Annotated in this window: 25 protein-coding genes and 1 pseudogene; 8 read left to right on the forward strand and 18 right to left on the reverse strand. The window is 70.0% G+C overall.

The window, feature by feature from the left end; translation table 11 throughout:
* Nucleotides 1-373: 373 nt before the first annotated feature.
* Together BJY18_RS22845 and BJY18_RS22850 are read right to left on the reverse strand one after the other, a co-directional pair.
* Nucleotides 374-1,636 carry an MFS transporter gene (locus BJY18_RS22845; protein WP_184781898.1) on the reverse strand — a complete coding sequence of 421 codons (1,263 nt, stop codon included), beginning with the start codon at nucleotides 1,634-1,636 and terminating at the stop codon, nucleotides 374-376.
* Complete coding sequence (locus tag BJY18_RS22850; RefSeq protein ID WP_184781899.1) at nucleotides 1,629-2,951, reverse strand: GH1 family beta-glucosidase; 1,323 nt, start codon at nucleotides 2,949-2,951, stop codon at nucleotides 1,629-1,631. The genes BJY18_RS22845 and BJY18_RS22850 overlap by 8 nt, the downstream gene beginning before the upstream one ends.
* 113 nt (nucleotides 2,952-3,064) lie before the next feature.
* Between BJY18_RS22850 and BJY18_RS22855 the strand changes: the two genes are divergently transcribed.
* Nucleotides 3,065-3,724: a TetR/AcrR family transcriptional regulator gene (locus BJY18_RS22855; protein ID WP_184781900.1), complete on the forward strand. Its 660-nt coding sequence runs from the start codon at nucleotides 3,065-3,067 to the stop codon at nucleotides 3,722-3,724.
* Between the two features lie 50 nt (nucleotides 3,725-3,774).
* Here the strand turns inward: BJY18_RS22855 and BJY18_RS22860 are convergent, their stop codons facing one another.
* Nucleotides 3,775-4,962, reverse strand: coding sequence for an amino acid deaminase/aldolase (locus BJY18_RS22860; RefSeq protein WP_184781901.1), 1,188 nt, complete (start codon nucleotides 4,960-4,962; stop codon nucleotides 3,775-3,777).
* A gap of 105 nt (nucleotides 4,963-5,067) precedes the next feature.
* Here BJY18_RS22860 and BJY18_RS22865 point away from each other — a divergent pair, with 105 nt between their 5' ends.
* The gene (locus BJY18_RS22865; protein ID WP_184781902.1) at nucleotides 5,068-6,372 is read left to right on the forward strand and encodes a D-arabinono-1,4-lactone oxidase; all 1,305 of its coding nucleotides are present in this window, start codon (nucleotides 5,068-5,070) and stop codon (nucleotides 6,370-6,372) included.
* A gap of 4 nt (nucleotides 6,373-6,376) precedes the next feature.
* Here BJY18_RS22865 and BJY18_RS22870 read toward each other — a convergent pair whose 3' ends face one another.
* From BJY18_RS22870 to BJY18_RS22880, 3 genes are read right to left on the reverse strand one after another with little or no spacing between them, the layout of a single operon-like run.
* A complete protein-coding gene (locus BJY18_RS22870; protein ID WP_184781903.1) occupies nucleotides 6,377-7,321 on the reverse strand; it encodes a ribose-phosphate diphosphokinase in 945 nt (314 codons plus the stop codon).
* An 11-nt stretch (nucleotides 7,322-7,332) separates the two neighbouring features.
* Nucleotides 7,333-7,983, reverse strand: a complete 651-nt coding sequence (locus tag BJY18_RS22875) for an SDR family oxidoreductase (RefSeq protein ID WP_184781904.1) — start codon at nucleotides 7,981-7,983, stop codon at nucleotides 7,333-7,335.
* Nucleotides 7,984-8,022: 39 nt separating this feature from the next.
* Nucleotides 8,023-8,676: a hypothetical protein gene (locus tag BJY18_RS22880; protein ID WP_184781905.1), complete on the reverse strand. Its 654-nt coding sequence runs from the start codon at nucleotides 8,674-8,676 to the stop codon at nucleotides 8,023-8,025.
* A 417-nt stretch (nucleotides 8,677-9,093) separates the two neighbouring features.
* Between BJY18_RS22880 and BJY18_RS22885 the strand changes: the two genes are divergently transcribed.
* From BJY18_RS22885 to BJY18_RS22900, 4 genes are all read left to right on the forward strand, one after another.
* Nucleotides 9,094-10,164, forward strand: a complete 1,071-nt coding sequence (locus BJY18_RS22885; protein ID WP_184781906.1) for an HpcH/HpaI aldolase/citrate lyase family protein — start codon at nucleotides 9,094-9,096, stop codon at nucleotides 10,162-10,164.
* The gene (locus BJY18_RS22890) at nucleotides 10,161-11,021 is read left to right on the forward strand and encodes an HpcH/HpaI aldolase/citrate lyase family protein (protein ID WP_184781907.1); all 861 of its coding nucleotides are present in this window, start codon (nucleotides 10,161-10,163) and stop codon (nucleotides 11,019-11,021) included. The genes BJY18_RS22885 and BJY18_RS22890 overlap by 4 nt, the downstream gene beginning before the upstream one ends.
* Before the next feature lie 43 nt (nucleotides 11,022-11,064).
* A complete protein-coding gene (locus tag BJY18_RS22895) occupies nucleotides 11,065-12,186 on the forward strand; it encodes an AAA family ATPase (protein ID WP_184781908.1) in 1,122 nt (373 codons plus the stop codon).
* A gap of 104 nt (nucleotides 12,187-12,290) precedes the next feature.
* Nucleotides 12,291-12,857 (forward strand): DUF4276 family protein, encoded by a 567-nt coding sequence (locus BJY18_RS22900; protein ID WP_312874119.1) that lies wholly within the window; start codon nucleotides 12,291-12,293, stop codon nucleotides 12,855-12,857.
* A 62-nt stretch (nucleotides 12,858-12,919) separates the two neighbouring features.
* Here the strand turns inward: BJY18_RS22900 and BJY18_RS22905 are convergent, their stop codons facing one another.
* Entirely contained in the window at nucleotides 12,920-13,480 is a 561-nt protein-coding gene (locus BJY18_RS22905) for a hypothetical protein (protein ID WP_184781909.1), read from the reverse strand.
* Entirely contained in the window at nucleotides 13,480-13,926 is a 447-nt protein-coding gene (locus BJY18_RS22910) for a hypothetical protein (RefSeq protein WP_184781910.1), read from the reverse strand. The genes BJY18_RS22905 and BJY18_RS22910 overlap by 1 nt, the downstream gene beginning before the upstream one ends.
* Before the next feature lie 57 nt (nucleotides 13,927-13,983).
* Here BJY18_RS22910 and BJY18_RS22915 point away from each other — a divergent pair, with 57 nt between their 5' ends.
* A complete protein-coding gene (locus tag BJY18_RS22915; RefSeq protein ID WP_184781911.1) occupies nucleotides 13,984-15,705 on the forward strand; it encodes a toll/interleukin-1 receptor domain-containing protein in 1,722 nt (573 codons plus the stop codon).
* Here the strand turns inward: BJY18_RS22915 and BJY18_RS22920 are convergent.
* Genes BJY18_RS22920 through BJY18_RS22955 form a run of 8 tightly spaced genes read right to left on the reverse strand, consistent with a single transcriptional unit; the run spans nucleotide 15,683 to nucleotide 24,007 of the window.
* Nucleotides 15,683-17,080: an amidase gene (locus BJY18_RS22920; RefSeq protein ID WP_184781912.1), complete on the reverse strand. Its 1,398-nt coding sequence runs from the start codon at nucleotides 17,078-17,080 to the stop codon at nucleotides 15,683-15,685. The two genes, BJY18_RS22915 and BJY18_RS22920, sit on opposite strands and share 23 nt — an antisense overlap.
* A 13-nt stretch (nucleotides 17,081-17,093) precedes the next feature.
* A complete protein-coding gene (locus BJY18_RS22925) occupies nucleotides 17,094-17,852 on the reverse strand; it encodes an SDR family NAD(P)-dependent oxidoreductase (RefSeq protein ID WP_184781913.1) in 759 nt (252 codons plus the stop codon).
* Nucleotides 17,849-19,273 (reverse strand): aldehyde dehydrogenase family protein, encoded by a 1,425-nt coding sequence (locus tag BJY18_RS22930; RefSeq protein ID WP_184781914.1) that lies wholly within the window; start codon nucleotides 19,271-19,273, stop codon nucleotides 17,849-17,851. The genes BJY18_RS22925 and BJY18_RS22930 overlap by 4 nt, the downstream gene beginning before the upstream one ends.
* The gene (locus BJY18_RS22935; protein WP_184781915.1) at nucleotides 19,266-20,033 is read right to left on the reverse strand and encodes an ATP-binding cassette domain-containing protein; all 768 of its coding nucleotides are present in this window, start codon (nucleotides 20,031-20,033) and stop codon (nucleotides 19,266-19,268) included. Before BJY18_RS22935 ends, BJY18_RS22930 begins: the two co-directional genes overlap by 8 nt.
* Nucleotides 20,030-20,764 (reverse strand): ATP-binding cassette domain-containing protein, encoded by a 735-nt coding sequence (locus BJY18_RS22940; protein ID WP_184781916.1) that lies wholly within the window; start codon nucleotides 20,762-20,764, stop codon nucleotides 20,030-20,032. Before BJY18_RS22940 ends, BJY18_RS22935 begins: the two co-directional genes overlap by 4 nt.
* Nucleotides 20,761-21,576, reverse strand: coding sequence for an ABC transporter permease (locus BJY18_RS22945; protein WP_184781917.1), 816 nt, complete (start codon nucleotides 21,574-21,576; stop codon nucleotides 20,761-20,763). Before BJY18_RS22945 ends, BJY18_RS22940 begins: the two co-directional genes overlap by 4 nt.
* Nucleotides 21,576-22,520 (reverse strand): ABC transporter permease, encoded by a 945-nt coding sequence (locus BJY18_RS22950; protein WP_184781918.1) that lies wholly within the window; start codon nucleotides 22,518-22,520, stop codon nucleotides 21,576-21,578. Before BJY18_RS22950 ends, BJY18_RS22945 begins: the two co-directional genes overlap by 1 nt.
* On the reverse strand, nucleotides 22,517-24,007 hold the full coding sequence (locus BJY18_RS22955; protein WP_184781919.1) for an ABC transporter substrate-binding protein: 1,491 nt from the start codon (nucleotides 24,005-24,007) through the stop codon (nucleotides 22,517-22,519). Before BJY18_RS22955 ends, BJY18_RS22950 begins: the two co-directional genes overlap by 4 nt.
* Before the next feature lie 72 nt (nucleotides 24,008-24,079).
* Between BJY18_RS22955 and BJY18_RS22960 the strand changes: the two genes are divergently transcribed.
* On the forward strand, nucleotides 24,080-24,820 hold the full coding sequence (locus tag BJY18_RS22960; protein WP_184781920.1) for a FadR/GntR family transcriptional regulator: 741 nt from the start codon (nucleotides 24,080-24,082) through the stop codon (nucleotides 24,818-24,820).
* Here BJY18_RS22960 and BJY18_RS22965 read toward each other — a convergent pair.
* Nucleotides 24,810-25,400: pseudogene (locus tag BJY18_RS22965) on the reverse strand (class F sortase). The gene BJY18_RS22960 and the pseudogene BJY18_RS22965 sit on opposite strands and share 11 nt — an antisense overlap.
* On the reverse strand, nucleotides 25,400-26,086 hold the full coding sequence (locus BJY18_RS22970) for a hypothetical protein (RefSeq protein WP_312873931.1): 687 nt from the start codon (nucleotides 26,084-26,086) through the stop codon (nucleotides 25,400-25,402). The pseudogene BJY18_RS22965 and the gene BJY18_RS22970 overlap by 1 nt, the downstream one beginning before the upstream one ends.
* Between the last annotated feature and the right edge of the window lie 82 nt (nucleotides 26,087-26,168).

Genomic DNA, 26,168 nt, shown 5'->3' on the forward strand with positions numbered 1-26,168 from the left:
GGACGGTCACCGTCCGATCCGGTGACCGTCCCCGTTCCCATGGGACCGGCGAGCGCGTGGCCGTCCGGACCGCCCCTCCGGATCGCCATCCGGCACCTCGCCCGGCCGAGGGCAGTGTTCGTCCGCACCCCGGAGCGTGACGAAATCTGCCCTCGGCCACCCCAGCTTCTACGATTAATCGAGAATTTTCGCCGGAACACCTAGCGAACGCGATAATCGGGAGCTAAGTTGAAGATCATTCGCAGTCGGCGAACCCGCCGGTAGCGAAACCCGAACTCCGCGGGCCGGTGCCGTAGCACTCCCCTCCCCCGACCGGCACCGGCCCGCGGTTCCACCCGCACCCCGCCTCTGCGCAGCGGGAACCAGCGGCGGCTCAGCGCACCGACCGGACCCGCGTGACCAGTACCGCGGCCAGCAGCGTCGCGGCGGCCGACACCGCGAACAGTCCGGGGTAGCCGCCCAGCCAGCGCAGCACCAGCGTGGTCAGCAGGGGCGCGACCACCTGTGGCAGCGAGTTCGCGATGTTCACGACGCCAAGGTCCTTCGCCCGGTCCTGCGCGGCGGGCAGCACCTGGGTGAGCATCGCGAGCGCGACCGCCATGTAGATCCCGAACCCCACACCCAGCAGCGGCGACGCGACGAGCGCGACCGGCCAGGTCTGCCACACCACCAGCAGCAGCGCGGCCAGCGCCATCACCGCCGCGGACAGCAGCACGTAGGGCTTGCGCCGACCGGAGGCGTCCGAGAAGTGCCCGGCCAGCACCGCACCGATCACCAGCGCCACGCCGTAGAGCCCCATCATGATCAGCAGCCCGGTGTCCGGATCCGGGTAGTGCACCGCGTCCTTGAGGAAGAACAGCAGGTACAGCGTGCCGAACGCGTTGCCCAGGTTGATCATGAAGTGGCAGCCCCATGCCCAGGCGAAGTCCGGGTGCCGCCGCGGCGAGACCCAGAGGTTCGCCAGCACCTCCCGCAGCCGGCCGCTCGGCCGGAACGCCACCGGCAGCCGCGCGTCCGGCGTGCGCAGCACGAACGCGGCCGCGCCCACGAGCACGATCGCCGCGCACGCCGCGTACCCGAGGGGCAGCCCGGCCAGGTCGAGCATCACCACGACCACCACCGCGCCCAGGACCGTGCCGAGCATCTGCGCGATGCCGACGAGGCCGCCGACCTGCGCCCGCTGTCCGACCGGCACCCGGTCGGCGATCCCTGACATGAGCGTGGCGAGCATGCCGTTGAGGCCGGCCTGCACCAGGCACCAGCCGACGGTCATCACGACGACGTTCGGCGCCTCGGCGAGCACGAGCAGCCCGGCCGCGCCGACCACCGCGCCGGCGACCGTCCACGGGTGCCGGCGGCCGAACCGTGAACAGGTGCGGTCCGACAGCAGCCCGATCGCCGGGTTCGCGACCAGCGCGACCGCCGCGCCGATCCCGGTCACCACACCGAAGACGGTCTCCTTGTGCGCCGCGTCGAGCAGTTCGGCCTGCTGCGGAAGCAACACCTGGATCGGTGCGTAGACGCCGAGCCAGAGCGCGATGTTCGCGACGAACAGCAGGCTCATCCACCCGGCCCGCACGCGCGCGACCGGTTCGGCGAGCGCCTCGGGAAGGCCGGCCGCGGTGGTTTCACTCATGGCGCACCAGCTTCCGGTACCAGGCGAAGGAGTCCTTCGGCGTACGACGCTGGGTCTCGTAGTCCACGTGCACGAGCCCGAACCGCGGCGCGTAGCCCTTCGACCATTCGAAGTTGTCCAGCAACGACCAGACGAAGTATCCGCGCACGTCGACGCCGGCATCCATCGCCTCGCGCACGGCACGCAGGTGGTTCGCCAGGAAGTCGATCCGCTCCGGGTCGTGCACCGCGGCATCCGGACCGGGTTCGTCGGCGAAACTGCAGCCGTTTTCGGTGATCTGGATCGGCGGCAGGTGCTCGCGGTAGCGCGCGTGGAACGACACCAGCAGCTCGCGCAGACCTTCCGGCACGATCGGCGAATCGTTGCTGGTCATCGGATAACCCTCGATCGCGCGCAGCTGGAACGGCAGCGGGTTGCCTTCGCCGGGTGCGGTCACGCCCTGCGGTTCGTAGTAGTTGACGCCGTAGAAGTCCAGTGGCTGCGCGATGGTCGCCAGGTCGTCGGCGAAATTCTCCGGCAGGTGCGGGTGCACCTGCTCCGGGTAGCTGCCGAGCAGCATCGGATCGGCGAAGGTCCGATTGAGCAACGCGTCGAGCCAGGCGGCGGCCGCCTGATCGCCAGGGGTGTCGTGCGCGGGCCAGATCGGCGAGTGGTTGTTCGCGCACCCGATGCCGGTCGCGCCCGCCGCCCGCAGGGCCTGCACGGCGAGGCCGTGCGCGAGGTTCTGGTGGTGCGCGGTGGGCAGGGCGTCGAGCAGGAGCAGCTGCCCTGGGGCGTATTCCCCGATGCCGTAGCCGTAAATCGACATGACCATCGGCTCGTTGAGCGGGATCCACTGCCGCACCCGGTCGGCGAAGTGCCCGGCGAGGATGGCGGCGTAGTCGGCGAACCGGTCGGCGGTGTCACGCGAGAGCCAGCCGCCGGCGTCTTCGAGGGCTTGCGGGGTGTCCCAGTGGTAGAGGGTGCCGACCGGGGAGATCCCGGCCGCGCAGACCTCGTCCAGCAGCTTGTCGTAGAACGCGAGCCCCTCGGCGTTCGGCTTCCCGGTCCCGTCCGGCTGGATCCGCGGCCACGCGAACGACATCCGGTAGGCGCCGACGCCGAGATCCGCCATCAGCGCGATGTCTTCCGGGTAGCGGTGGTAGTGGTCGGCCGCTACCTTGGCGTCCTCGTCCCGCGCGATCTTGCCCCCGGTCGCGGTGAAGGTGTCCCAGATGGACGGTCCGCGACCCCCCTCGGCCGTGGCGCCCTCGATCTGGAAGGCCGAGGTCGAGACACCCCACTGGAACTCGGGCGGGAAGGTCGGATGGTTCACGCTGATCCCCTTTTCCTCCTGCCACCCGTCCGGGTGAACGTGAAAAGTTCTCATATGTTAGGTCGTCACTCGTCCAGGGGGAAGCCGTCGAGGGCGCTAAAGTCCCGGATCAGATGAGCGTTTCGGGAGAAAGTCCGAGGAACCCAGTGGCCGACACCCAGGCTGAGCCCACCCCGCTCCGGCGCAAGCCCGTGCAGCAGCGCAGCGCGCGGCGGGTGGAGCAGATGCTGGACGCCAGCGCGCGCCTGATCGACGAGGTCGGCTACGACGCGCTCACGACCACGCTGATCGCCAAGCGCGCCGGCGTCGCGGTCGGTTCGCTGTACCAGTTCTTCCCGGACAAGCGCGCGGTCGTGCAGGCCTTGACGCAGCGGAACCTGGAACGCTTCGTGGCCGCGGTGAACGAGCGGCTGCAGGAGCTCAGCCCGGAGCACTGGTGGAACATCGTGGACTCGGTGCTCGACATCTACCTGCAGATGCACCGTGAAGTCCCGGGCTTCTCGAAGGTGCACTTCGGCGACGTGATCGACCTGCAGCTGCTGGACGCCGAACGTGACAACAACTCGGTGATCGTCGATTCCCTGGTGGAGATCCTGCGGGCACAGCTCGACCGCCCGGCCGACGAACTGCGCTTCGCCATCGCGATCGCCAACGAGACCGCGGACGCGCTGCTGAAATTCGCCTTCCGCCGCGATCCACAAGGTGACGACCGGATCGTCGCGGAGGCGAAGCACGTGGTGAAGGGATACCTGGCCAGCCGTTTCGGGGAGTGAACGGGCTCAGCCGGGCCGATCAGCTGTCGGGGCTCGGCACCAGTCACCACTCAGCCGAAGCTTTGCCCCTCGCCGCGGTAGGTGGGCACGGTGCGTTCTCGCTGACCGCCGCTCAGTAGGTGGTAATCGGTGAACCGTTCGGCCAGCTCGCCCGCTTTCGCGTGCCGGAGCCACACCCGGTCGCCGAGGCGCAGGTCGCGGGCTGCCGCGCCGGTGACCGGCGTCTGTACCTCGCCGGCGCCCTCGAAACCCAGGAGCCGCAACCCTTCCGGCAGATACGGCGACGGTACCCGTGACGGACCGGCCGGACCGGAGGCGATGTAGCCGCCGGAGAACAACGTCGCAACGGTGCGGGACGGGCGGCGCACCACGGGCAGCGCGAACAACGCGGCGGGGCTCGGGTGGAAGCGCGTGTAGCCGTCGAACAGCGTGGGCGCGAGCAGCCCCGAACCTGCGGCGATTTCCGTGACCACGTCCTCCGCGCCGGTGGTTTCGATGCTTCCGGTACCACCGCCGTTGACGAACTCGAGGTTCGCCAGATTCCGTACGGCACGCACCACCGCGCCCCGGCGCCGGGCCAGCTCCGCCGCCGAACGACGCTGCATCCAGCTGATCACCCGGTTCTGCAGACCGCTGCCCGCCGCGTCGCCGAGACCGGCGATCTGCCCCTCGTACGCCATCAGCCCGGCGAGCGCGAAACCCGGACGGGCCACGATCTCGCGCGCGAAGGACACCGCGTCGCGCACGGTGAACACCGGCGAGCGCCGCGTTCCTACGTGCACCCCGGGAACCGGCCGCCACGACGCGTCGAGTTCCAGGCACACGCGGATCTCCGGGTGTCCGTGCCCGAGCGCGGCGTCGACCAGGTCGAGGTGCTCGGCCGAATCGACCATGATCGCGATCGCCGCCCGCGCGCGGTCGTCGGCGGCCAACCGGCGCAGTGCCTCGTGGTCGGCGGTCGGGTAGGCGACCACGATGTCGTCGGTGGTGCCCTGCTCGACGTGCCACACCGCCTCCGCCAGCGAGTAGCACATCAGCCCCTCGAAGCCGTCGCGGGCGAGCACCCGCTCCAGCAGCGCCCGGCACCGCACCGACTTGCTGACCACCCGGATCGGCTTGCCCGCGGCACGACGGCGCAGGTCGTCGGCGTTCGCGTCGAAGGCGTCCAGGTCGACGATCGCGAACGGCGGATCCAGGTCCTTGGTCGCGAGGTCGTACCCGTGCGCGGTGCTGGTCACCCGTTCACCGTACGACACGAAGCCTTGAAACGCGAATACTATTCACTTACGGTCTCGGCAACTACCGTGAGGACCACACTGCCGAGGCGACGAACGGGTGGGCGCATGACTCCGTGGACCAACTGGGCCGGGACCGCCAAGGCGAATCCGGGCCGGGTGCACCGCCCGCGCAGCACGGCGGAGATCTCCGACGTCGTACGCGGGGTGTCCACCACGGGCCGCCGGCTGCGCCCGCTGGGCAGCGGGCACTCGTTCACCGCGATCGCAGCCGCCGATTCGGACGCGCTGGACCTCACCCGCTGGACCGGGATCGAGCAGGTCGACCTCGAAACACACCAGGTCACCGTGCGTGCGGGCACGACACTGCGCCGGCTCAACGCCGCACTCGACGGCGTCGGCCTCGCCATGACGAACCTCGGCGACATCGACGCGCAGACCATCGCCGGCGCGATCTCCACCGGTACCCACGGAACCGGCGCGCGGTTCGGCGGTATCTCCACCCAGATCGTCGCACTGCAGCTGGTGCTCGCGGACGGCTCGGTGGTCACCTGCTCGGCGGACGAGCGGCCCGACCTGTTCCACGCCGCGCGCGTGGGCCTCGGTGCGCTGGGGGTGATCAGCACGGTGACGCTGCAGTGCGAACCGTCGTTCGTGCTCTCCGCGCAGGAACGGCCCGAGCCGCTGGAGCAGGTGCTGGCCGGTTTCGACGAGTCCGCGGCGGCCAACGACCACTTCGAGTTCTACTGGTTCCCCTACGGCCGCAACGCCCTGGTCAAGCGCAACAACCGGCTGCCGCTGGACGCCGAACGCAAGCCGTTGTCGAGGGCGCGCCAGTTCGTCGACTACGACCTGACCGAGAACGTGGCGTTCGGCGGCATCTGCCGGGTCGGCCGGCGGGTCCCGAGGCTGGTGCGCCCGCTCGGCGGGTTCGCCGCGCGGGTGTTGTCCGCCCGGGAGTACTCCGACCTGTCGCATCGGGTCTTCGTGACCCACCGCGGGGTGCGGTTCGTGGAATCGGAGTACGCCATCCCGCGGGAAAGCCTGCACGACGTGCTCGCCGAACTGCGTGCGCTGGTCCCCCGCCTTGCCGACCCGGTGATATTCCCGGTCGAGGTGCGCGTGGCCGCGGCCGACGACATCTGGCTGTCCACGGCGCACGGCCGCGACAGCGCGTACATCGCCATCCACCAGTTCACCGGCATGCCCTACCGGGAGTACTTCGCCGGGTTCGCCGCGATCGCCGACCAGGTCGGGGGCCGCCCGCATTGGGGCAAGATGCACGACCTCGACGTGCACACGCTCCGCACGCGCTACCCGCGTTTCGACGATTTTTTGCGAGTACGCAAGGAATGCGACCCCGCAGGCATCTTCACCAACACCTATCTCGAGCGGGTGCTCGGACCGGCCTGAGCGGTCACGACGGTTCGAACAGCGAGCTGACCGACTCTCCGTTGTGGATTCGCCGCATCGCCTCGGCCAGCGCGGGCGCGATCGACAGGACCCGCAGCTTTCCGGTGCGTTCCCCGTCCGGGATCGGGACGGTGTTGGTGCACACGATCTCCAGCACGTCCTCCTGGTCGCCGATCCGGGCCAGCGCCTGATCGGCGAACAACCCGTGCGTGCAGGCCACCCGGATCGACCGCGGCTCCATCTCCCGCAGCCGGTCGAGCAGTTCCAGCACCGTGCTGCCGCGGGCGATCTCGTCGTCGAGCACGATCACGTCGCGGCCGGTGATCTCGCCGATGATCGAGGTGATCTCCACCCGGTCGTCGGCGTAACGCTGTTTGGCGCCGGCCGCGACCTTCGCGCCGAGCAGCCGGGCGAAGTGCGCGGCCTCCTTGGCGTTGCCCAGGTCGGGTGACACGACGGTGGTGTTCGACAGGTCGTACCGGCGGAAGTGCCGGGCCAGCTCGTGCAGGGCGTGCAGATGGTCGACGGGGACGCTGAAGAATCCGTGCACCTGCGGCGAGTGCAGGGTCATCGTCAGCACCCGGTTCGCCCCTGCGGTCACCATCAGATCGGCGACCAGCCGGGCGCCGATGGAGATCCGCGGCGCGTCCTTCTTGTCCGAACGCGCGTACGAGTAGTGCGGCATCACCACGGTGACCCGTGCCGCCGAGGCGCCGCGGGCGGCGTCGAGCATCAGCAGCAGCTCCACCAGGTTTTCCTGCACCGGGCGGACCAGCGGCTGGATCAGGAAAACGTCCCGCTCGCGGCAGTTGGCCTGGAGCTGGACCTGCAGGCAGTCGTTGGCGAACCGGTCGATCCGCACCGGCAGCAGCGGCACCCCGAGCTGGGTGCAGATCTCCTCGGCGAGTTCCGGATGAGCACTGCCACTGAAAACCGCGATATCGCGCACGGTCGCCGATCCTAGAGCGCGGACACCGCGTCTTCGATCGAGTCCTCGCCGGAGATCAGCTCGAGTGTGCGCCCGGCTGCGGCCGGGGTGTCGAGCAAGGCGAGCAGCACTGCCGCCACGTCCTCACGCGGAACGCTCGCGCGGCCGGTCTTCTCGGCGATCTTCACCTGCCCGGTGCCGGATTCGTTGGTGAGCGCGCCGGGCCGCAGGATCGTCCAGTCGAGATCGCGCGTCTTCAGGTCTTCCTCCGCGGCCTGCTTCGCCCGCAGATAGGTGGCGAACACCGGGTCGAGGCCGGGCGCGTCCGGGTTGTCCGCGCCCATGGAACCGACCTGCACGAACCGGCGGACCCCGGCCTGCCCGGCGGCCTCGGCGAAGAGTACCGCGGCGCCGCGGTCGACGGTGTCCTTGCGGGATTCACCGCTGCCGGGCCCGGCGCCCGCGGCGAACACCGCGGCGTCCGCGCCCTGCAGCACCTGCGCGACCGTGTCCACATCGGACTTCTCGAGGTCGAGCACCACCGTCTCGGCGCCGACCGCGGTCAGCTCCGGTTCGTGGTCGGGGTTGCGCACGATGCCGACGGGTGCGTCGCGCCGCTGCGCGAGCAGCCGTTCCAAGTGCAGGGCGATCTGACCGTGTCCACCGGCGATGACGACTCGCATACGTCCGACTGTAATGCCGCGAGCGGCCCGGCGCCGGGGTCAGTCGGACTCGGCGGGCACCAGGTCGCCGCGCAGCAGCTGGTCGTAGGCCATTTCGTTGACCCAGCGCGAAACCGGGTCCTCCTCCAGGAGGATGCGCTCGGTGCGACCTTCGAGGTCGAGGTCGGTCGTCGCGTGCGGATCGGCGGAGACGACCGCGAGGCCGTAGGCGCGGGCCCGCGGCAGGCAGTTGGCCACGTAGTCCTCGGTCAGTACGGCGGGCGATGGGAGCACCATCGCGGCCTCGCCGTAGCGGGCGAACGGAACCGCGGAGGCCATCGCGGTGCGCCAGTGCCGGGCGACCGCGAGGACACCGATGATCTCGGCGGCCGGCGCGGGTGCGGTCGCGGCCAGCTCTGGCCAGGTCCAGGTGTCGACGGTGGCGCGATCGGCGACGGGACCGACACCCATCGCGATCCGCTCCGCGTGCACGTCGGTACGCAGCTTGGCGACGATGCTGACCGTGCGGCCGAGCAGGGTCGTCACCGGCAGCACGACGCCGTTCCAGCCCAGCAGGGCGGCGGCCTTGTGCGCCAGCTCGTCGGCGCTCGCGGGGAGCTCGATCGGCGGCAGCACCCGGCTCGGCACCGACCGGCTGCGCTTCGCGCCACCAGCCACCGTCGAGCGCTCGGTGTTCTGTGGGGTAGCCGCCACGAGTCCGCCTCCTTCACTCACCTGTTCCCGGTGTGCCCGCTGAAAACCGGCACATGACCTGACTACCAGTGCGGCGGCGGCGGATCTGCGGGTAGCGGAAGCACCTGCGATCGGCGGCGCTCAGCGGTCGGTGACCGGTCGGTGGGCGGTCATTCGACTTCAGCCCGACCGTGCGGCCAACCGAGTGAGCTGGAGGTGAGTGGTGTTACGCAGCGGCTTCGTCGGGTTACCCCCCGCCTCGGCGCGAGGTGCGGCGAAAAGCTCAGCCGGTTACCCCGTTCGGCTCAATCCTGCCCGCATCCACTGTGGACTTCGCAGGTCAAGGCCGTCACCCGGGTGGCGGTGAGCTTCGCCGCAGCCGGGTTCGGGCCGCCCGGATTAGGGTTACCCACCAGTCACACATCCGGGAGGAGCAGTATGCGTTCGCCGAAGGATTTCTTCGCCCCGCTCGCCGTGGGGGCGCCGCAGCCGGTGCGGCAGATTCCGGTACGGCCTTCGCGGATGATCCACTTCTTCGATCCCGGCAACGAGAAGATGGCGGCGAAGATCCCGTCGCTGACCGGCACGGTCGACGTGCTGCTCGGCAACCTCGAGGACGCCGTGCGCGCGGACCGGAAGGAGGCCGCGCGGGCCGGGCTGGTGTCGGTCGCCCGCGCCACCGACTTCGGGCGCACGCAGTTGTGGACCCGGGTCAACAGCCTTGATTCGCCGTGGGTCCTGGACGACCTGCTCACGCTGGTCACCGAGATCGGCGACAAGCTCGACGTGATCATGGTGCCGAAGGTCGAGGGTGCGCAGGACATCCACTACGTCGACCGGCTGCTGGCCCAGCTCGAGGCGCGTGCCGGGCTGACCGAACCGCTGCTGGTGCACGCCATCCTGGAAACCGCGAGCGGCGTGGCGAACGTCGAGGAGATCGCCGGCGCTTCGCCGCGCATGCAGGGCATCTCGCTGGGGCCGGCGGACCTGGCCGCGAGCCGCCGGATGAAGACCACCCGGGTGGGCGGCGGGCATCCGGGCTACCTGGTGCGCACCGACCCGGCCGGCGAGGACCTGAACTCCGGGCGGAGCACCTACCAGCAGGACCTGTGGCACTACACCGTGGCGCGGATGGTCGATGCCTGCGCGATGCACGGGATCCTGCCGTACTACGGGCCGTTCGGGGACATCCGCGACGTGGTGGCGTGCGAGGACCAGTTCCGCAACGCGTTCCTGCTCGGCTGCGTCGGCGCGTGGAGCCTGCACCCGGTGCAGATCGACATCGCGAAGAAGGTGTTCTCCCCGGCGCCGTCGGACGTGGCGTGGGCCCGGCGCGTGATCGCGGAGATGGGTGACGGCACCGGCGCGGTGATGATCGACGGGAAGATGCAGGACGACGCTTCGGTCAAGCAGTGCCGCGTGGTCGTGGAGCTGGCCGACGAACTGGCCGCGGGCGACCCGGAACTGGCCGCCGCGTACGACGCCGCGACGAAGGAGCTTCAGCCATGACGGAACCGCGGCCTCGGCGCTCGGTGCTGTACCTGCCCGGCGCGAACGAACGCGCGCTGGAAAAGGCGAAGACATTGCCCGCGGACGCGCTGATCCTCGACCTCGAGGACGCCGTCGCGCCGGACGCGAAGGAAGCCGCGCGTGAACGCGTGTGCGCCGCCGTGGGTTCGTACGACGCGCGCGAAGTGACCATCCGCGTCAACGGCCTGGACACCGAATGGCACGACGCGGACCTGCGCGCCGCCGCGTCCGCCGGTCCCGCCGCGGTGGTGGTGCCGAAGGTGAACTCCGCGACCGAGGTGCACAACATCGAACGCGCACTGGAACTGGGTGGCGCGCCGGAGCACACGAAGATCTGGGCCATGGTGGAAACCCCGGTCGCCATGCTGCACGCGGAGGAGATCGCCGCCGCATCGGACCGGCTGACCGTGCTGGTGCTGGGCACGAACGATCTGGCGAAGGAACTGCACGCGGAGTTCGTCCCCGGCCGGGCCCCGCTGCTGGGTGGCCTGTCACTGTGCCTGCTGGCCGCACGCGCGACCGGGAAGGTGATCCTCGACGGCGTGTACAACGACGTGAAGGACACCGCGGGTTTCGAAGCAGAATGCCGGCAGGGCAGGGAATTCGGCTTCGACGGCAAGACGCTCATCCACCCGTCGCAAGTGGAACCGGCCAACCGGGTCTTCGCCCCGTCGACGGAGGAGATCGACCACGCCCACCGGGTGATCACGGCCTTCGAGGAAGCCAGCGCCCAAGGCCGCGCAGTGGTGACCGTCGACGGCCGCATGATCGAAAACCTGCACGTGGACAACGCCCGGCGAGTACTGGCACTGGCGGAGGCGATCGAGGGGAAGTAGCCGGGCCGAGGCGAATGTCGGTGTGCCACCGTAAGGTGGGCGCATGGCGTGGCAGCCGCTGAAGAAGGTGGAGATCGAGGGGTTCACCTCGATCCGTTCGGCGACCGTCGAACTCGGCAGGCTGAACATTCTGGTCGGGGCCAACGGGGCCGGGAAGAGCAATTTCGTCCAGGCTCTCGAGCTGCTGGGCCGGATCGTGAGCGGGGAGCTCGGGCTCTTCGTCGGGCTCAACGGCGGAGCATCCGCATTGCTGAGCGACCAGGACAGTGCCGCCCGGATCCGGCTGCAGCTGGACGCTGACCCGAACTCCTACGAGGCGACCCTCCTGCCTGGCGCCGAGGACGAGCTGGTCTTCGAACGCGAAGCTACCTTTTACCACGGTGAGGGACACGATCGGCCGTTCGAGGAGGTGCTCGGAACCGGCCACCGGGAATCCCGGTTACGCGCACGAGCGCAGGAGCGCCCGCATCGGATCGCCTCGTACGTCGTGGACCTGCTCGACGGCTGCAAGGTCTACCACTTCCACGACACCAGCGCCGATGCGCCGGTCAAGCGGCTCGGCCCCACCGCCGACAACCTCGCACTGGCCAGGGATGCCGGTAATCTCGCCGCATACCTGCTCCGGCTGAAAGAAAGCGACGACACCGGCGAGCAGGCGTCCTATCGGCGGATCGTCGGAGCAATCAAGCTGGTGGCTCCCTTCTTCCGCGACTTCGTGCTGGTGCCCGAGAAGAGCGACCGCGTCCGGCTCCGCTGGCGGCAACAGGATTCGGACAGCATCTTCTCGGCCAACCAGATGTCCGACGGAACCCTGCGCTTCGTCTGCCTGGCGACCTTGTTGCTCCAACCCGATTTGCCCGCGCTCGTCGTGCTGGACGAGCCGGAACTCGGTCTGCATCCCTTCGCGATCGTGCAACTGGCCGGGCTGCTCCGGCAGGCCGCAATGCGCAGCCAGGTGCTGATCGCCACCCAATCGGTCACGCTGATGAACCAGTTCGAGGTCGATGAGCTGATCGTGGTCGAACGCAGGGCCGGTGCTTCCGAGTTCACCCGGCCGGATACCGATGCGCTCAGCGCCTGGCTGGCGGAGTATTCACTCGGGGAACTGTGGGAGAAGAACCTGCTCGGCGGCCGCCCGGTCCATGAGGGTGTCGGCGACGCATGACCTACCGGCGCTTACACCTGCTCGTGGAGGGGCAGACCGAGGAAGTCGTCGTCGGCGCAGTTCTCGGATCGCACCTCAGCCCGGAGTAAATCGTCACTCACTCGATCGTCACGACCCGGCGTCCCGCGTCCGGTGGGACACACCGCGGCGGAGTCAGCAGCTGGGGCAAGCTCGAAACCGACCTCAGGCTCTTGCTCCGCAACACCGACCTTCACGTACTCACTACCTTGTTCGACTACTACGCCTTTCCGGCGAACGCTCCGGGAATGGGCTCGCGACCGGACGGCGGCGTCCGGCGCCAGGTCGAGCACGTCGAAGCAGCGCTGGCCACAGCGATCGGGGATTCCCGGTTCGTTCCTCATCTGATGCTGCACGAACTCGAAACGTGGGTCTTCGCCGCCGCCGAACAACTCGGCGAGCTGATGGGATCGGAGAGCCTGACCAGGCAGCTCCAAGCCGACGCGCTCGCGGCAGGAGGCGTCGAGCTGGTCAACGACAGTCCGGCGACTGCCCCCTCGAAACGGCTCACGAAGTACTGCGACCGGCATTCGAAAACGACCGACGGGCCGCTTGCCATCTCCGAGCTGGGGATTGCCGAACTTCGCGCACAGTGCCCGCATCTCGACGGGTGGTTGGCCGAGCTCGATCGGCGCGCGCGGCAGCTGGGCTGATCGTCGGTGTTCAAGCCGCGAGCAGCGGCCGGTGAGCGCTGGGCCGCGACGCAGTCAGGCGCTCACCCCCCCCCCCGCTCTTTTCGGAGTTTGCCCAGGAGCCGGGAGTCCGGGGTGAGGGGGCCGGCGTTCGCCACGTCGGCGAGGGCTTCGGCTACATCCTGCAGTCCCTGGCGGACCGTTTCGAGTGCCTCGCGGAGTTCTTCGATGCGGTCCCAGGCGTTCTCGTGGTCGATGGGGCCGACGTCCTTGGCTCGCTTGACTTCCCAGGCTTCCAGGCGCGGATGCCAGTAGGCCGTCACCGGGCGCAGGACCGTGAGCACGGTCAGCGCGAGCCTGCCGAACGTGATCGCGTCCCGCCCTTTGGGCGGGCTGGTCTCCGGACCGTACTTCCGCAGGATTTCCCGTGTGCTGCCGAAAATCGTGTACAGGCTGCTCAGCGCACCGCGCGCGAGGCCCTCGTCGCGGCCGAGCGGGACGACCGAGATCCGGGTCGACAACTCGACGTACAGCTCCCAGGCGGCCTTCCGTTCGGCCTGCTGCGGAGCCCAGTTGCCACTGATCTCGCCGACGAACGGCAGCTTCAGCTTGACCGCGAGCTCCCGGGGCATCCGCTGGGCCATCAGCGCGCCACCGTCAGCAGCGAGCCGGCGCCGGCGAGTTCGGCCAGCCGTTCGGTCGCGTCGCGGAGCAGGACCTGCAGATCGGCGAGTTCCGCGCGCAGCCGGCCTGCTTCGTCCCAGGCCAGCTCGTGGTCCAGCCGGGAGACCTCCGGGGCCCGGCGGGCGTGGTGGGCGTCCAGCCGGGGGTGCCACCGGCTCAGGAACGGCCGCAGGCCCTCGTTCAGCAGCCGGAACACGACCTGGTGCAGGGAATCCTCGACGAGCGGACGCTGCGGCGGGTGCTCCGCCAGCGCTCGCCGGGCGGTCTCGAACACGCGGTACAGGCTGTCGAGCGCTTCCGACAGCAGGCCCTCGTCCGGTCCGAGGGCGACCGAGGTGATCCGGCTGGCCAGCTCGACGTGCAGTTCCCAGGCCAGGGACTGCTCAACTCGCTCGGACGCACTCATGTTCGGCATTCTAGGTGGCGGCGGCCCGACCGGCAGCCGCCGCGGAGGGAGGGCCGCGTGCCGAACTGGGATGTGTTCGTCAGCTACGACCGTGCGGACGCGGCGGCGGTGGGCCGTATCGCGGACGCGCTCGCGAAGGCGGGGCTTCGAGTTTTCCTGGACACCACTCACCTCCGGCAGTTCGGGTCCATTCCGGACGGTGTGCGTACCGCGTTGAGCGGCTCGCGGCTTCTGCTCGCCTACTACAGCCGCAGCTACGGCACCCGCGCCGCCTGTCAGGAGGAGTTCACCACCGCCTTCCTCGCCGGACCCGAGCGCGTACTGGTGGTCAATCCGGAAGCGGGCACCGAGCACCTGCACCCACGACGGGTCCTCGACGTGCTGCTCCCCGGCCACCCGGCGACGAGCACCGCGCTCGAGGCGCTGGTCGCGGCGGTCGGAAAGCAGGTCGAGGACACCGACGGCACCATCGGGCTGGCGCCCTCGCCGGAGCGGCTGACCGGCCCGGGGAAGTTCGCCGGACGGTGGGCGGAGCTGTGGCAGCTGCACGACGTGCTGAGCCACGGCGGGACGGCGGTGGTGCACGGGGTCATCGGGATCGGCAAGACCTCGCTCGCGCGCGAGTACGTGCAGCTGTTCGGGCGTACCTACGCCACGGTGCGGTGGAACGAACCGAACGGCGAGGGTGCGGATCTCGTCGTGCTCGACGACGTCACAGCGCCGCTCCACGGCTCGGCGGACGGGGTCGCTTGTCTGGTGCTGACCCGGGATCAACGGCTGGCCGCGGCCGGAGCCGGGATCGAGCTGACCGATCTGCGGGAGCACGAACTGCCGTTGGCCGCGTCGCTGCGCGGCACCGCCGAAGGCAGTACCGGGCTCGCGCGGGCGCTTGTGGAGCAGTTCTCCGGATCGGAGGCGACCATGCTCGATCGGTTGCACGGGCTGCGGTCACCGTTGCTCGAGCCAGTCATCGAACGGGTCGCGCCGGCCGTCGATCAGCTCGGTGAGCCGGCCTGGGACGCACTGCGCATCTGCTGGTCGGCCGCGCCCGCGCCGTTGACCGCCGCGCTGCTCGCCGACGTGCTTTCCGAGGTGGACGGCGGTACTCGTGGGGAACGGTTCGGCGCGGTGGAGGAGGTCGTCACCGGGTTGGTCACCGCGGGGGTGCTCGCCGGTGCGCTGCCGGGCGAACAGTTCGTGCTGCCCAAGTCGTTCCAGCTCGCGCTGCGCCGGGCCGATCCGCGCCCGGCCCGCACGGAGCGGCTGCGGGAGGCGGCACTCGGCGTGCTGGCGGACCGGGCCCGGCCGGGGCACGGGGTCGTCCGCGCGCGGATCCGCTCGACGCTGGACGACGAGGAACGCCGGGCCGCGCACCACCTCCTCAACGAGCTGACCAGCCGGGTTCCGTTCCGGGAGCTGCCTGCTGGGGAGGGTCTGCTGCGCAGCGCGCTGAGTTCACTGCACACGCTGTTCGACCGGATCCGGCAGGTCGGGAACGCGGCGGACCCGGACGCGCTCCGGCTGTCCACCCCGGTCCGGCCCGGCCTGGCGACGCTGATCCGGCGGCTGCAGAACGAGATCCTCGGCCCGTTCCTGACCTACTGGCACACCCGGCTCGACCAGCACCACGAGCTGCGTCCGCCGGGGATCGGCAGCCGGGACCACGAGCTGGCCTGGGAGCTGCACGGGCAGCTTCGGGCGGAGCTGGGCAAGGTCCGGCTTTCGCTGGCCGAGGTCGCCGAGGAGCTGGCCGTGCTCAGTGGGAATCCGTTGCGCTGAACGGCCACGGCTGCTGTGGCCCGCGGAGTTGCTCGTACGCTGCCGCGGCTTGCAGCACGGCGAGGTCGGCGAAGCGGGGACCAGTGATCTGCAGGCCGATCGGCTGGTCCGCCGGGTGGTAGCCGCAGTTCAGGGAGATCGAGGGCTGGCCGGACATGTTGTACGGGAGGGTGAAACCGATGTGCTCGAACGGGCGGGACGGGTCGTTCGTCGGCGACGCCCAGTCCGCGGGTGGGGCCGGGACGGCGCAGGTCGGCGACAGCACCAGGTCGTAGGGGGCAGTGGCGCGCAGGGCGGCGACGCTGATGCCGTCCATCGCGGCGAAACCGCGGTAGACGTCCAGGCCGGTGGCGGATTCGGCGCCGGCAGCCCATTCGCTGATCACCGGCAGCACGCGGGCACGGCGCTCCGGCGGCAGCCCGGACAGGTCGGACAGCGCGCGGACCCGCCAGAAAACATCAAGGCGGTCCAGCAGGTCGCGGGTCAGGAACGGGTCCATCGGCTCGACCACGGCGCCGGCGGACTCGAACAGGCGCGCGGCTTCCGTGACGGCGGCGGCCACGGCCGACTCCACGTCCAGGCCGACCCCGGCGGACAGCTGCAGGCCGACGCGCAGCCCGGACAGCGAACCTGGCGCGGACCAGTCGAGGGTTTCCGGCGGCAGGCTCAGGTGGTCTCGCTCGTCCGGCAGCGAGAGCACGCTCATCAGCCGCGCGGTGTCGGCGACGGTCCTGGTCAGCGGGCCGATCACGCGTCCGGCGAACGGCGGGTCCACCGGCACCCGGCCGAAGCTCGGCTTCAGCCCGACGAGCCCGCACCAGCCGGCGGGCAGCCGGACCGAACCGCCGATGTCCGACCCGACGTGCAACGGTCCGTAGCCCGCTGCGGCGGCCGCGGCAGCACCGGCGCTGGAACCGCCAGGCGTGCGTTCGAGGTTCCACGGATTGCGCGAAGCGACGTGAAAGCTCGACAGTCCTGACGTGAGCATGCCGTAGTCCGGCATCGTCGTCTTCGCCAACAGCACCGCGCCTGACTCGCGTACGCGCGCCGCGGCCGGTGCGTCTGCGACGGCTGGCGTCAGGGACGTCGCAGCAGTGCCCAACGGAACGGGCGTGCCGCGCGTTGCGATGTTCTCCTTCAGCGTCAACGGCACACCGTCGATCGGGCCAGCCGGCGCGCCCGCTTGCCAGCGCACTTCGGACGCCTTCGCGTCTTCGCGCGCCGAAGCAGCGTCGTACGCGTACAGGGCGTGCAGCTCTGGTTCACGGGCTTCGACGCGCGTAAGCACCGCTTCGGTCACCTCGACCGGCGAGAACGTCCGCGCGCGGTATCCCGCGATCAGCTCGTCAGCCGTCAAGTCCGCCAGTCCGGTCATCGTGTCCTCCAGTTCACGAAGCAGGTGGTTCGAAGCGGCCGTCGACTGCGGTCCAGCCACCGTCAACGGCCAGTACGGAGCCGGTCACGAACGTCGAAGCGTCCGAAGCGAGGTACACGACGGCGCCGGCCAACTCGTCCGCGCGTGCCCAGCGGCCGAGCGCGCCCTTCTGCGCGTACGCGTCGTACCAATCCGGACGCGCCTTGATCTGCGCGGTCAACGGTGTCTCGACCACGCCTGGCGCGATGGCGTTCACGCGTACGCCGGCAGGGCCGAACTCAGCGGCGGCAGTGCGGAACAGCTGCACCAAGCCGCCCTTCGTGGCCGCGTACGGGCCTTGCCCGGGCTCGACGGTGGTGCCGCGTATGGACGAGAACCCGATGATGCTCCCCCGCCCGCGCGCGACCATCGGCCCGCCGAACGCCCGCAGCACCTCGAACGCCACGCCCAGGTTCAGCTCGACGACCCGGTCGAACTCCTCCCGCGTGTACTCCAGCAACCGTTTGCGCACGTTCACCCCGGCAGTGAGCACGACGGCGTCGAGATCACCGAGGTCGACTGCGGCTCGCGCAACCGCGCCGGATTCGAGCAGGTCGATCTCGTACGCTTCGCCGACGCCGGTCCCCCGCGCGGCCGCGAGGTCCCGGTCCGCGCAGATCACCGAAGCACCGTGCGCCGCCAACGCCCGCGCGGCCTCGCGGCCGATCCCGCTTCCGCCACCGAGTACCACGGCTCGGCGACCGTCCATCCGGAACAGTTCGGCGTAGTTCACGGGCGCAGCACCGCCATTCTCGTCACGGTCAGCTCCTCCACGGCAAACCGCGGGCCTTCCCTGCCGATGCCGGAATCCTTGACCCCGCCGTAGGGCATCGTGTCGGAGCGGAAGCCGGGCACCTCGTTCACCACCACGCCACCGACCTCGAGTTCGTCCAGCGCCCGGAACGCGATCTGCAGCGATCGGCTGTACACACTCGCGTGCAGCCCGTAGCGCGAGGCGTTCACCGCGGCGAACGCCTCGTCCACATCGGACACTCTGCGGAGGCAGACCACCGGGCCGAAGATCTCCTCGTCCCAGCATTCGACCCCATCCGGCACGTCGGCGAGCACGGTCGGCTCCAGCACACCCTCGTGTACCGAGCCGCCGGCGAGCACCCGCGCGCCCGCGGCGGTCGCCTTGTCGACCCACTGCGCGACCCGCGCGGTCGACCGTTCGTCGATCAGCTTCGACACTCTCGTCTCCGCGGAGCGTGGGTCACCCACCGCCACCGAATCGAGCCGCGCGAGCACTCGTTCGGTGAATTCCGCGGCCACCGAAGCGACGACGAGCACCCGCTGCACGGAGATGCACGCCTGACCGGACGCGTAGAACCCGCCGCGCAGCACGGCATCCGCCGCCGCTTCGAGGTCCGCGTCCGCAGCCACGACCAATGCCGCGTTGGAACCCAGTTCCAGCAACGTCTTCGTCGGCGCCGCGTCGCGCGCGATCCGGTGGCCGACGGCGGCGGAGCCGGTGAACGAGACCGCGCCGATCCGCCGGTCGGTGATCAGCGCCGAGCCGACCGCGGCGTCTCCGGTCACCAGCTGCACCATCGCGGGCAGGTCGGTGCACGAACGCACGAGGTCCACCAGCCACAACGTCGCGAGCGGCGTCTGCGGTGCTGGCTTCAGCACCACCGGGCAGCCCGCGGCCAGCGAAGGGGCGATCTTGTGCGACGCCAGCAACAGCGGGTAGTTGAACCCGGCAATGCCGACCACCACGCCGATCGGTTTGCGCTTCCAGAACCCGACCAGGCCGTCGCCAGAAGGCAGCAGGTCCAGCGGCACGGTCTCGCCGTGCAGCCGGGAGACCTCCTCGGCCGCGGCCTCCCAGGTGACGATGGTGCGGGCGACCTCCACCCGGCAGTCGACCAGTGGTTTCCCTGTCTCCATAACGAGCAGCTGCTCGAATTCGGCCTGGTGCTCACGAAGCAGCCCGGCGACGTCGTTGAGCAGCGTGCGCCGGGTGCGGGACGGCAGCGCGGCCACCTCGCGGGCCACCGCCACGGCCTCGTCGATCGCCCGCGTGGCCAGCTCCGCGGTGCCCACCGGCGCGCGGCCGATCACCGAGCCGTCGTAGGGGAACACCACGTCCGCACGATCCACTGTGGACTGCCAGCCGGGGCCGACCGGCAGGCCGTCGGGGTACTCAGGCATCCGCTTCTCCCTTCAACCGGGCCAGCTCGGCACGCAGATCCGGCGCGGCGGCCAGCAACTCCCGGGTGTAGGCGTGTTCCGGCGTCGTGTAGACCTGCTCGACGTCGCCCAGTTCCACGATCTCACCGCGCCGCATCACCGCGACGCGATCGCATACGTGCCGCACCACGCCGAGATCGTGCGAGACGAAAATCAACGTGAGCGAGTACTCCTCGACCAGCCGCGCGAGAAGGTCGAGAATCTGCGCGCGCACCGAGACGTCCAGCGCACTCACCGGTTCGTCGGCGATCAGCACGCTCGGCCGTGGCGCGAGCGCCCGCGCGAGGGAAATCCGCTGCCGCTGGCCACCGGAGAACTGGTGCGGGTACCGGCTCGCCGCGTCCGCGGGCAGCCCGACGGCCGCCAGCAGCTCGGCGACCCGCTCCGGGGACCGCCAGCCGAGCGGCTCGGACACGATGTCGCGCACGCGCATCCGCGGATCCAGCGAACCCATCGGATCCTGGAACACGATCTGCATTTCCTCGCGCAGGAACCGCAGCTTCCGCTCCGGCAGGTGGTCGATCCGCTGTCCACGGAACGACACCGTGCCCGCACTCGGCCGGTCGAGCGCGGCCAACAGCCGGATCAGAGTGGACTTGCCGGAACCCGACTCGCCGACGATGCCGAACCGCTGCCCGGCAGCCACGTCGAAACTGACGCCACGCAACGCGTGCACGCCGCGCCGCGCGTACTTCCGCTCCAGACCCCGTACCTCGATCATCGCGTCGCCCCCAGGTCCGAAGCGGCCAGCAGCCGCTGCGTGTACGCGTGCTGCGGCGCGGTGAGCACGTCACGGGCCGGGCCGTGTTCCACGATCTCGCCATCCAGCATCACCAGGACCCGGTCGCACACCGACGCGACCACCGCCAGATCGTGCGTGATGAACAACAGCGAACTCTCCGCCGGCAGCGAAGTCTTGATCAGCGAAAGGATCTGGGCCTGCACCGTCACGTCCAGCGCGGTGGTCGGCTCGTCGCAGATCAGCAGCGACGGGTCGTTGGCCAGCGCCATCGCCAGCACCACCCGCTGCCGCTGCCCGCCGGACAGTTGGTGCGGATACGCCCGTGCGGTGCCCGGCAACCCGACCGCGGCCAGTAGTTCCTCGGCCGGACGGGCGCGCCGCCGGTGCGCGCGAAACGGCTCGGTGACCTGCCTGCCGACCCGCATCGCCGGATTGAGCGCCGTCATCGGCTCCTGGAACACCATCGCCATCTCACGGCCACGCAGCGGGGAAAGGTCCTTTTCGGACGCATCCAGCAGCTCCCGACCACCGAGGCGGACCGAACCGGTGGCACGCAAGCCCTCCGGCAGCAGTCCCAGCACCGACAGTGCGGTCAGCGACTTTCCCGAACCCGACTCGCCGATCAGCCCGACGCGTTCACCCGCGCCGATCTCGAACGACACCCCGCGCACGAGGTCTGCCACCTGCAGGTTGTCCACCGCCAGCGTCATACCCGCGCCGCCAATCGGGGGTCGAGACGGTCCCGCAGGCCGTCGCCGAGCAGGTTGAACCCGAGCACGGCCACCGCGATCGCGATCCCGGGCACCAGCGCCAGCCGCGGATGCGCGGTGAGCAGCTCCTGCGATTCCTGCAGCATCCGTCCCCACGACGGCGTCGGCGGCCGGGTGCCGAACCCGAGGAACGACAACGCCGCCTCGGCCAGCACCGCGATCGCGAAGGACACCGACGACTGCACGATCAGCAGCCCGGAAATATTCGGCAGCACGTGCCGGGTGGCGATCTGCGTGCGCGACCGGCCCCCGGCCCGCGCGGCCAGCACGTACTCGCTGCTGGTCACCTGCAACGCGCCGGAACGGGCGATCCGCGCGAACGACGGGATGGTCGCGATACCGATCGCGACCATCGCGGTGAGCGTGTCCGCGCCGAACACCGCACCGAACATGATCGCCAGCAGCAGCGCCGGAAACGCCAGCACCAGGTCGTTCGCCCGCATCACGAGTTCGCCGAGCCACCGCGGGGCCATCGCCGCCAGCACGCCCAGCGGCGTGCCGAGCACCGCGGCGATGGCGACCGCGACCACGCCGACGTACAGCGTGGTCCGCGCGCCGACGAGGATCTGGCTGAACACGTCGCGGCCGAACTTGTCGGTGCCGAACAGGTGCTCGCCGGAAAAACCCAGCAGCCGGTCCGGCACGTTCACCTGCACCGGGTCGTACGGCGTCCAGGCGAACGAGACCAGCGCGGCCAGCACCACGAACGCGACGAGCACACTGCCCAGCACGAGGTTTCCGTTGCGGCGCATCAGGACCCCCGCAGTCTCGGATCGAGCACCGTGTACAGCACGTCGACCACGAAGTTCACCAGCAGCACACCCGCCACGAGCACCAGCACGATCCCCTGCACGGTCAGCAAATCCCGCTGCGACACCGCGTCCAGCAGCATGCTGCCCAGCCCGGGCAGCACGAACACCCGCTCCACCACCACCGCGCCGATCAGCAGCGTGGACAGCTGCAGCCCGAGCACCGTCACCACCGGGACCGACGCGTTGCGCAACCCGTGCCGGTACAACGCCTGCCCAGGCAGCAGGCCCTTGGACCTGGCTGTGCGCAGGTAATCCTGACCGAGCGTGTCGAGGACGGCGGACCGGACGTACCTCGTGAGCACGGCGCCCTGCACCAGCCCGAGCGACAACGCGGGCAGCACCAGGCCACGAAGGAACTCGGCGGCGTTCTGGTCCGGCGGCGTCCACCCGCCGCTGGGCAGCCAGCGAAGCTGCACGGCGAAGATCTGCACCAGCAGGATCCCGGCGAGGAAAGCGGGGATCGCGACGCCGAGCTGCGCGAGGCCGGACACCGTGGCACCACTGGCTTTCCGGTGCCGCACCGCGGCGAACGTGCCGACCGGCACCGCGATCACCAGCGCCACCACCATGCCCGCGCCGACCAGCCACAACGTGACGCCGAGCCGGTCGGCCAGCTGCGGGGTGATCGCCTCACGGGTGACGTAGGACCGGCCGAAATCCCCGTGCAGCACGCCACCGATCCAGCTCAGGTACTGCGAGACCAGCGACCGGTCGATGCCGAACTCGTGCCGCGTCTTCGCCAGCAGCTCCGGTGTCGCGTTCACGCCCAGCGCCACCTGCGCGGGATCACCCGGCAGCACAGCCATGAACAGGAACACCACGATCGACGCCACGAACAGGCTCACCACGAAGACGGCGAGCCGCCGCGCAACCCGCGTGCTCATACCGGCCTCAGTCCAGTCAGGTCAAAAGACTCGGTGACCTGGTTTTGCACGAAACCGGTCACCTTCTTCTTGGCGACGATCACGTTGGGGAACAGGAAAAGCCAGTCCGCGGCGGCGTCGGTGTTCAGCTGGCGGGCGACCTGCTTCATGTCCGACACCTGCTCTTCCGGCGTGCCGCTGTCGGCCGCGGCGAGCAGCTGCCGCACGCGTTCGCCGTCGTAACCCCAGTAGTACGTGGGCTTGCCGAACGTGGTGATGTCGCGGGCCTCCACGTGCTGGATGATCGACAGGTCGTAGTCGTGGTCGGTGAACACCTGCTTCAGCCACACCGCGGGGAAGTCGAGCGGTTCGATCGTGGCGCGCACGCCGACGTCGGCCAGCTGCGACTGCACCACCTGCGCGGCCGTGACCGCGTACGGGAGGTTCGGGATCCGCATCCGCAGCCGCAGGTCGTGCACCCCCGCCTCGGCCAGCAGCCGGCGGGCCTTCGCCGGATCGTACGGGTAGAGCTTCGACAGGTCCTCGTACCACGGGTCGGTGGGCGGGACCATGCTGCCGATCAGGGTGCCCCGGCCGTTGAACACCACGTCCAGCACGGATTTCCGGTCCACCGCGTAAGTCAACGCCCGGCGCACGCGCGCGTCGTTCAGCGGGGCACGACGGTTGTTGAACGCCAGCGCCACCTCGCTGTTGGTGGTCCCCTGCCGCACGGTGAACCGGTCGTCGCCCTCGAACTGCGGGATGGAATCAGCCGAGGTGAGCGCCGAGATCACGTCGATGCTGTTGGACAGCAATGCGTTGTTCAGCGCGGTCGGATCGGCGTAGTACTTCAGCACCACCGTGCGGTACGCCGGTTTCCGGCCCCAGTACCGCGGATTCGCCTTCAGCACGATGGAATCACCCCGCACCCGGGACGCCACCTCGTACGGTCCGGTCCCCACCGGACGGTTGGCCAGATCGGCCACGCCGGTCGGGCTGAACATCGCGCCCACCCGGCCGGTGAGGCTGAACAGCCAGCCGTTGCTGGGTTTCGACAACACCACCCGCGCGTGGTCCGGCGCGACCGCGTCCACGTGGTCCACCACGTCCATCGCCGACTTGAGTGAGATCGTCCAGTCGGTCTTCACCCGCTGCAGGGAGAACTTGACGTCCTCGGCGGTGAACGGCGCGCCGTTGGCGAACTTCGCACCCGGCCGGAGGAAGAAGTCATAGGTCCGGCGGTCCGGGCTGACCGTCCAGGACTTCGCGAGCAGCGGCACGATCCGGCTCTGGGCATCGAGCTTCACCAGGCCCTCGTACACGTTGTACAGCAGCGCCTGCGGGATCGCGGCCCCGTCGGAACGGGTGAAGTCGAAGTTCGCCGGCTCCGCGGTGATCCCCACGGAAAGGGTGTCCGGGCCGGGGGAAACGCTGGCACTGGACCCGGCGGAGCAACCGGACACCACGAGCAGCAGCGCCAGCGCCGCGGCCTGCATCCGGGCTTTCATTCACCCTCCAACCCAGTACACTGGTCTGACCAGTAGCACGAGGTTCGCACCCTACGACGCCGAGGTCAAGGCATGCAGTTCGAGCCGGTGGCTCCGGTCCGCGCGTACGAGCGGATCGTGGAGCAGATCGAGGAGGCCGTGGTCAGCGGCCTGCTCAAACCCGGCGACCGGTTGCCGGGGGAACGCGAGCTGATGACGCAGTTCGGCGTGGGCCGGTCGACCGTGCGGGAAGCGTTGCGGGTCCTGCAGGCGGCCGAGCTGGTCCGGTCGCGGCCGGGGGATCCGCGGGGCCCGGAGGTGCTGGCCGCCTCGCCGGTCGCGTTGCAGCGTTCGATGCACCGGCTGGCCAGGGCCGAGCACGTCGGGCTCGGTGAGCTGGTGCAGTTCCGGATGGTGCTGGACGGTTCCGCGCATCTGCTGGCGGCGCACCTGCGCACCGCCGCCGATCTGTCCGCTTTGGACGAAGCACTGGCCGCGATGTCCACCGCGGCGGGCTACGCCGAGTTCAGCAGGGCCGACGTCTCGTTCCACGAGACCGTCGCGCGTGCGTCGCGCAACCAGCTGCTCGTGGTGAGCGGTGAAGTGGTCCGCGGGGTGGTGCTCGAGCTGATCGAGGACAAGCTTTCCCACGCCCGGGACCAGTCCACGCTGATGCGCACCTGGCTGCGGCACCACGAACAGGTGCGCGACGCGATCCGCGCCGGCGACGGTGAGTCGGCGGCGCGGCTCGCGCGGCAGGCCCTCTACGACAACTACGCCGAGTACGTGCCGCAGGAGCAGCGAGCGATGCTCACTCCCTTGCTCACGTCGTGAGGTCGGCGTACACCACGATGTTGTCGCGGTAGCTGTGCTCGGCGTGGTCGAACACGCCGCCGCAGGTGATCAGGCGCAGCTGCGGTTTGTCGGTGTTGCCGAACACGGCCTGGGTCGGAAACGTGTCCTTCGGGACCTGCTCGGTGTGCTCGACCACGAACTAGAGCTTTGCGCCGTCGCTGCGCGCGACGTCGACCTCGTCGCCAGGGCGCACGTCCTTGAGCCGGAAGAAAATGCCCGGCTGGTGGTTGCCGTCCACGTGCCCGAGCACGATCGCCGGCCCGGCCTCACCCGGCACCGGCGAAAGCCGGTACCACGCGGCCTGCATCGGAGTCTGCACCGAAGGCACCGTGATCTGCCCGTCTTTGCCGGGAAGCACGGTGATCAGCGACGACCTCGCCCCGATTTTCGGGATTTCGACCGAGGTCGGCCGCAGTCCGGCGAACGGCTTCGTGACCGGCACGTAGGTACTCGCCAGAGCAGGCTTCGCGCCCGGGTCGCGAAAACCGCAGCCGGTCACCGTGAGGGAAAGGAGCAGGGCACCGGCGAACGCGGCACCCTGCCCGCGCTTCCTGGGCATCAGGCGGCCATACCGCCGAAGCCGGTTTCGATACCGCCCTTCGGCGCGTACTTGACCTGCGAGTCACCGTGACCACCCGTGGTGCCGGCCGAACCCGCGCCCGCACCGCCGGCCGGCGGAACCGCCTCGCCTTCGGCCGGCTTGCCGCCGCAGGTCCAGTCCGCGTACACGTCGCTGACCTGGAACGAAATGCCCTCGTGACGCTGCACGATCCACGCCCAGTAGCGGCCGTCCGTCTCGTCCTGCTGCGGGCCGTCGACGACGTCGAAATCCTTCGAGCGCAGACCGGTCGGCTCACCGGCGGCGCATGCGATCACCACGAGACCCTGGTCGCCGTCGAGGTCCACACCGTAGGCGGTGTCGTCCTCGTACGGCGGCTCCTGCAGCGCGGTGGTCTCCTCGGGATCACTTGTCGTGGTCGTCGGCTCGGTCGGCTCGGCCGAGCCGGTGGGCCCGGTCGATTCGGCAGGTTCGGTGGTGGTGCCCGGTCCCGACAACGAAGTGTCCGAAGTGGACTGAGGTACCGAACTGTCCGGCGCGGTGGTGTCCGGCGTTTCGGAGGAGGCCGGCGGGGCCTCGGTGGTCGTCACGCCGGTGGACGGCGCGGTGCTGTCCGCCTCCGTCTGCGCGTTCGCGGCCGGTACGACGGCAAGGCTGATCAGGGCGCCCGCGAGCACAGCGCCCACGAGTCTTCCCGGGTTCTTCGGCACGATGTTGCCCCTCTGGAAATGCTGCGGTGACCCCCACCGCGAGCCCGCTGATCGTGCC

It is taken from the genome of Amycolatopsis jiangsuensis, from assembly GCF_014204865.1.
Lineage (GTDB): Bacteria > Actinomycetota > Actinomycetes > Mycobacteriales > Pseudonocardiaceae > Amycolatopsis > Amycolatopsis jiangsuensis.